General features: G+C 73.8%; 1 protein-coding gene. It reads left to right on the forward strand.

Features of this window, described 5'->3' with window-relative positions:
* Positions 1-1,407, forward strand: a 1,407-nt coding sequence (cofG, locus tag FCN18_RS38895) for a 7,8-didemethyl-8-hydroxy-5-deazariboflavin synthase CofG (RefSeq protein WP_137097594.1), incomplete at both ends; no start/stop codon positions are given.

Raw genomic sequence — 1,407 nt, forward strand, 5'->3', positions numbered from 1 at the left:
CGGAGGATCGGTGGCCGCAGGCGCGGCAGTGGCTGGACGAGCGTGGTTATGGCTCCACTGTGGACTACGTACGGGCGTGCGCGATCGCGGTGCTGGAGGAGACCGGTTTGCTGCCGCATCTCAATCCGGGGGTGCTGAGCTGGGAGGAGTTGCAGCGGCTCAAGCCCGTCGCGCCGAGCATGGGGATGATGCTGGAGACCACGGCGCGGCGGTTGTGGTCGGAGAAGGGCATGCCGCACTACGGCAGCCCGGACAAGGAGCCGGCGGTGCGGCTGCGGGTGCTGGATGACGCCGGCCGGGTGGGGGTGCCGTTCACCACGGGCATCCTGGTGGGGATCGGGGAGACGCTCACCGAGCGGGCCGAGTCGCTGCACGCCCTGCGCCGGTGCGCGCGGCAGTACCGCAACATCCAGGAGATCATCGTCCAGAACTTCCGCGCCAAGCCGGACACGGCCATGCGTTCGGCGCCGGACGCCGACCTGGAGGGGCTGGCCGCCACGATCGCCGTGGCCCGGCTGCTGATGCCGCCGGGGGTGAGCGTGCAGGCGCCGCCGAACCTGGTCGGTGACCAGCACGCGCTGGTGCTGCGCGCGGGCATCGACGACTGGGGCGGGGTGTCCCCGGTGACCCCGGATCATGTCAACCCCGAGCGCCCGTGGCCGCGGATCGACGAGCTGGCCGGGTGGACGCGGCAGGCCGGGTTCACGCTGCGCGAGCGGCTGACCGTCTACCCGAAGTACGTGCGCGGCGCGGAGAAGTGGATCGACGTCCGGCTGCACCCGCACGTCACCGCGCTGGCCACCGCCGACGGGCTCGCCGAGCCCGGCGCCGTGGTGCGGGGCCGCGACTGGCAGGAGCCCGACGGCGGCCTGGCCACCGTCGGCCGCGCCGACCTGCACACCGCGATCGACACCGAGGGCCGCACCGCCGACCGGCGCGGCGACTTCGACAGCGTCTACGGCGACTGGGACCTCCTGCGCGAACAGGTGCCCGGCGCGCCCACGCACACCCTGCCGCCGACGCGCCGGTCAGACCCCGCGCCGCAGCGGCTGGACACCGACGTGCGCGCGGGGCTGCGGCTGGCCGCGGACTACCCGGGGGCGCTGCTGGAGCCGGCCCACACCGCCGCGGCGATGGCGCTGCTCACCGCCGAGGGCCCGGCGCTGGACACCCTGACCCGGCTGGCCGACGAACTCCGCGCCGACGTGGTGGGCGACGACATCACCTACGTGGTCAACCGCAACATCAACTTCTCCAACGTCTGCTACGTGGGCTGCCGGTTCTGCGCCTTCGCCCAGCGCGAACGCGACCCGGACGCCTACCGGCTCTCCACCGAAGACGTCGCCGCCCGCGCCGTCGAGGCCGCGCAGGCCGGGGCCACCGAGATCTGCATGCAGGGCGGCATCG

Origin of the sequence: Prauserella endophytica (genome assembly GCF_005146945.1) — a bacterium.
In the GTDB taxonomy this organism is placed as follows: Bacteria; Actinomycetota; Actinomycetes; order Mycobacteriales; family Pseudonocardiaceae; genus Prauserella_A; species Prauserella_A endophytica.